General features: G+C 35.2%; 1 protein-coding gene. It reads left to right on the top strand.

The window, feature by feature from the left end; translation table 11 throughout:
- Window positions 1–38 precede the first annotated feature (38 nt).
- Window positions 39–1178 (top strand): nucleotide sugar dehydrogenase (locus V7068_RS20355; RefSeq protein ID WP_499714302.1); only part of this gene is annotated, 1140 nt, incomplete at its 3' end.

The following is a 1178-nucleotide window of genomic DNA, read 5'->3' as shown; positions in this document are numbered from 1 at the left end:
ATGAAATAAACCAGTGAAAAGTAGAGTGAGGGATAAAAATGAAAATTTGTACAATTGGATTAGGATATATAGGTCTGCCAACTTCTATTATGTTTGCAAAACATGCTGTGGAGGTAGTAGGAGTTGACATCAGTCCGAAGGTAATCGAATCATTAAATGGAGGGAAAATTCATATTGAAGAGCCAGGATTACAAGAGGCTTTAAATGAGGTCATTGAGAAAGGAACATTCCATGCCGCTTTACAGCCAGAAAAAGCGGATGCTTTTATTGTATCAGTTCCAACACCAAACCATGAAGATGAGTATAAATCATGTAATCTTTCTTATGTATTGAGTGCTGTGAAAAGTGTGATTCCCTATTTAGAAAAAGGAAATGTATTGATTGTTGAATCAACCATTGCTCCTAGAAGTATGGATGATGAAGTAAAACCATTAGTGGAACAAGCTGGATTTGTTGTCGGAGAAGATATTTTCTTAGTACATTGTCCAGAACGTGTACTTCCAGGTCAAATTCTACATGAATTAATTTACAATAACCGAATTGTCGGGGGAGTTACGCCGAACTGTACGGAAGCGGGTGCTATGGTTTATAGCACGTTTGTAAAAGGTGAAATTATAAAAACAAATGCTAAGACAGCTGAAATGTCTAAATTAATGGAGAACACCTTTAGAGATGTCAATATTGCATTAGCTAATGAATTAGCAAAAGTGTGTAATGAATTAGAAATTAATGCCTTAGATGTTATTCAAATGGCGAACAAGCATCCAAGGGTTAATCTCCATACACCAGGACCTGGCGTTGGTGGCCATTGCTTAGCAGTTGACCCCTATTTTATCGTAGCAAAAGTACCACAAACAGCTCAACTTATTAATTTAGCTCGAAAAATTAACTGCTCAATGCCTGAATATGTAGTAGAGAACGTAAATAAATTAATGGACAATGTTCAGGGGAAAGTAGTGTCTGTGTTTGGGTTAACATACAAAGGAAATGTAGATGATATTCGTGAAAGCCCTGCATTAGAGATTTACGAAATGCTAAAAGCACAAGATAAATATGAGGTAAGAGCGTTTGATCCACATGTAAAAGCAGATTTTATAATTGAAAATATAGAAAATGCAGTAAATGGATCTGATTTAATTTTAATTTTGTCGGATCATAATGAATTTAAAGAGTTAGAC

It is taken from the genome of Bacillus sp. JJ634, from assembly GCF_036962285.1.
Lineage (GTDB): Bacteria > Bacillota > Bacilli > Bacillales > DSM-1321 > Peribacillus > Peribacillus asahii_A.
This window is presented reverse-complemented; position numbering and strand designations above follow the sequence as displayed.